The 4,230-nt window shown below is 43.1% G+C and carries 3 protein-coding genes; all 3 read left to right on the top strand.

The genetic code is table 11. From position 1 onward, the window contains the following. A partial coding sequence (locus A3761_RS06995; protein WP_369808191.1) for a DUF1329 domain-containing protein occupies positions 1-1,403 on the top strand: 1,403 nt, incomplete at its 5' end. A gap of 186 nt (positions 1,404-1,589) precedes the next feature. Continuing rightward, complete coding sequence (locus tag A3761_RS06990; protein ID WP_068507666.1) at positions 1,590-2,735, top strand: YCF48-related protein; 1,146 nt, start codon at positions 1,590-1,592, stop codon at positions 2,733-2,735. A gap of 63 nt (positions 2,736-2,798) precedes the next feature. Further along, positions 2,799-4,230: RND family transporter (locus A3761_RS06985; RefSeq protein ID WP_156491697.1), on the top strand; the 1,432-nt coding region annotated here is incomplete at its 3' end.

Here is a 4,230-nt window from a genome sequence, read left to right as displayed (position 1 = left end):
GTGTGTTTCAAGGTAATCATATGAAAAACAAGTCTATTTTGCTTTGTAGTGTGCTAGCGCTGGTTTTGGGTGCGCTCAATGCAAATGCGAAAGTTTCAACGAAAGAAGTTAATAAGTTAGGGAATTCTTTAACGCCGTTCGGTTCGATAAAATCCGGGAATAAAAATAAAACTATTCCTGCATGGACTGGGGGGATTACCGAAGCCCCAATGGGGTATGAGGGGACAGGGCAGCATCATATCGACCCTTTTGCCTCTGATGATATCAAATTCACCATTGATGACAGTAACTACAAAGGTTTTAAAAACTATCTGACCCCAGGTCAGTATGCTTTGTTTGAAGCATACCCAAGTAGCTTCAAGATCAATGTATATCCAACCCATCGTTCGCACTCGATGCCGGATTGGGTCCTAGAAAATACCAAGAAAAATGCCAAAACATCGTCTTTATCCAAAGGCGGGGTGGGGATTCAGAACGCATACGGTGGTATTCCTTTTCCAATATTACATGGAAAGAATGAAGATAAAGCCCTTCAGACAATGTGGAATCATTTGACTAGATGGAGAGGTATTTTTGCAACCTTGCGTTCGACTGAAGTGCCAGTTCAGAGAGATGGTTCTTTTTCTCCGATTACCAAGCAGGCGGAAGTGTTTTTTAACTTCCATAACCCTAAAGGCAGCTTTAAAAAGCTTAACAATATTTTGTTTTACTTTTTGACTTTCAATAAAGCGCCCGCCCGTTTGGCAGGTGGTGCGTTGCTAGTTCACGAAACTATGGATCAGGTTAAAGACAAACGAGGTGCGTGGGACTATAACTCAGGCCAGCGTCGAGTGAGACGTGCTCCAAACTTGGCTTATGATTCCCCCATTGCTTCGTCTGACAACACGCGTACTGCAGATGATACAGATATGTACAATGGAGCCCCTGATCGATATAACTGGGACTACAAAGGTGTTAAGGAGTTTTTCATTCCTTATAACAATTATAAGGTCGGTCAGAAAGGTGTTCAATACGATGACTTGGTTATGCCGGGTCACTTAAATCCTGAATATGTTCGCTGGGAACTGCATCGTGTACATGTTGTCGAAGCTACTTTGAAGAAAGGGGCTCGTCATATCTATAAAAAACGTGTGTTCTATGTTGATGAAGACAGCTGGGGAATTGCTATGGTGGATCAGTACGATAACCGTGGTGAACTTTGGCGAGTCAGTAATGCGCTCTTAAAGAACTATTATGAGTTGCCAGGCGTTTGGTCCAGTGGTGATGTATATCACGATCTACAAGCACGTCGTTATAGTGTGAATGGTCTATACTCAGAAGAAAAACAGGCACCTGTATTTGAAAATAAGGTACCAAACAAGCGTTACTTTAAGCCTTCGTCATTAAGACGTAGAGGCCGATAACAAAATATAGACATAGAGCAAGGGAGCTCTTCAGCTTGCTTAAAAAGAAACTCAAAATAGGCATGTGTTGTTTTAATATTCACTGAATATGGGCCGCTATTGTATAGGCGGCTTTCGTGGTTAATGTTGAAATGTCTAATATTGAGGGTGTCTGATGGGATATATTCAAATGTACAAGGTTGATAAATGAACAGTCTACTGTCTAGGTTAAAAGTTGGTGTTCTGGCTAGCTCATTGAGCGTTGTAAGTCTAATAACTCCTGCTCATGCGGTCGAAGATGTACTTAAAACGCCCGCGGTTAAAACTTCTATGGCAACGAATAGCCTCTTGTTGGATGTTGACAAGGCGGGCAGCCGACTTGTTGCAGTCGGAGGTCGTGGGCATATTGTCTATTCTGATGATGAAGGAAAAAGCTGGGCTCAGGCTTCTGTACCAGTATCGGTATTGTTAACGGCAGTAAGTTTTGTCGATCAAACGCACGGTTGGGCTGTAGGGCACTCGGGTGTCATTTTGCACACTAGCGATGGTGGAGAAACTTGGGTCAAGCAATTTGACGGTGACTCGGCAAACCAAATGATTATTACTCAGTCCGAAGAGCGTCTGAAGCAGTTTGAACGACAAATGGAAACAGCTTCTGAAGATGAGCTGGAAGACTTGGAATACGAGTTGGAAGAAGCTAGCTACGCTTTAGACGATGCGAAGTTCGATGCTCAAGTTGGTGCGAGTAAACCCTTGCTGGATGTGTTGTTCAGTTCTTCAAAAGAAGGTTTTGTAGTGGGTGCTTACGGTTTTCTGTTTAAGACCTCCGATGGCGGACGTACCTGGCAGAACTATGGTAGCCGAATTGAAAACCCTGACCGCTTTCACTTAAATGCAGTGAACGAAGTTAAGGGTGGTGCCCTATTTATTGTTGGTGAGGGTGGCGTGCTATACCGCTCAACCGATAAGGGTGAAACCTGGGAAACTCTCGATAGTCCATATAGCGGGTCATTTTTCGGCGTCGCCGGAACACAGGATGAAGGCGTTGTACTGGCTTTTGGTTTGCGAGGCAATATGTATCGCTCCGAAGATAATGGCGATACATGGGAGCAAGTAGAAACGAAGACCGAAGGGACTCTAATGTCTGCTTCTCATGACGGAAGCAAGAAAGTGTCAGTCGTGGGAAATTCCGGCGTGGTTATTCTAAGTCGTGATGGGGGACGAACTTTTGTTGAAACAATTCGCGAAAATCGATTAGGAAATGCATCTTCAGTCTATATCGACGCAGAGCGCTTGGTATTGGTAGGGGAAAATGGTGTTAACTTGACCACTCCAAGCGGTTTGAACTTGTAAGTGCCTTTGGCAACATAACTAATTATATAAGATATAACGACTAGAGATTAAGAGGATTGATGGATGTCAAACTCAGATAAGGGCGCTTCAGGCAAGCAGATTAAAGCTGTCGGTTCAGGTAGTGTCATTGAACGGCTAATATTTTCAAACAGACCTGTGATTCTTGCAATATTTGCATTGATTACGGCTTTCTTGGGTTTCAATGCGGCACAAATTAAACCGGATGCTTCATTCGAGCGTTTAATTCCGCTTGAGCACCCGTTTATCGTCAATATGATGGAGAATAGGGAGGATCTGGAAAATCTAGGTAACTCAATACGCGTTGCGGTGGCAGTTAAAGATGGTGACGTCTTTGACAAAGCGTATATGGAGACCTTGAGTGAAATAACAGATGAGTTGTTTTACCTTCCAGGCGTAGATCGCTCAGGAATGAAGTCTCTATGGACTCCCAATGTCCGTTGGGTGGAAGTTACTGAAGAAGGTTTTCAGGGCGGACCGATTATTCCTGATGGATATGATGGGTCTGATGAGTCACTAGAAGTTCTACGACAAAATGTGCTCAAGTCTGGGCAGGTTGGCCGATTAGTTTCGGATGACTTCAAATCGACAATTATATATGTCCCCTTATTTGAAATTAATCCAGAAACAAATGAACCTCTTGATTACAAAGACTTTTCTTTAAAGTTAGAAGACAAAGTTCGTAACCAGTACACAGCAAAAAATCCAAATATTAATGTGCATATTATCGGCTTTGCAAAAAAAGTTGGTGATTTGATCGAAGGGATTAGTGCGGTTGCGGTCTTTGCATTAATTACAATCGGACTAACTTTAACATTTTTGTTTGTCTACTCTCGCTGTATGGTCGGTACATTGGTACCTATTGTTACCTCTATTATTGCGGTGGTTTGGCAGCTAGGTATATTGAACTTACTTGGCTATGGTTTAGATCCTTATTCTGTACTGGTGCCATTCCTGGTATTTGCGATTGGTATTAGTCACGGTGTGCAGATAGTTAACCGGGTTGCGGTTGAGCAGGCTCATGGTTATAACCCGCTAATGGCTTGTCGTTTGACTTTTAGACAGCTTGTAAGGCCGGGTATTCTGGCTTTGCTTTCAGATGCGATTGGCTTTTTGACATTATTGTTCATTGAAATTGACGTGATTAAAGATCTCGCTGTTGCCGCAGGTGTAGGTGTGGCGGTTATTATTGTTACCAACCTTGTTCTCCATCCAGTGATCGTTTCGTACTCTGGTTTGAGTAAAGGTGGCCTGAAGCATGCTAAGCATGTTGAACTTCATGGTGACAAAAAGTGGCGCGCACTTTCATTTATGGCTCACCCAAGTGTGGCACCGATTTCAGTGCTTATTGCAATACTGGGTTGTGGTATAGGTCTCTACTACCAGAAAGATCTTAAAATAGGTGACTTGGATAAAGGTGCGCCAGAGCTGCGACCTGACTCTCGCTACAATTTAGATAACGACTATATTATCAGCA

This window comes from Oleiphilus sp. HI0123, assembly GCF_001635315.1.
The sequence above is the reverse complement of the archived record's forward strand: the minus strand, read 5'-3'. Positions and strand labels throughout refer to the sequence as shown.

Bases quoted from the DNA above. Each gene is read 5' to 3' on its own strand.
- A3761_RS06990 (WP_068507666.1), top strand. From the start codon at position 1,590: ATGAACAGTCTACTGTCTAGGTTAAAAGTTGGTGTTCTGGCTAGCTCA.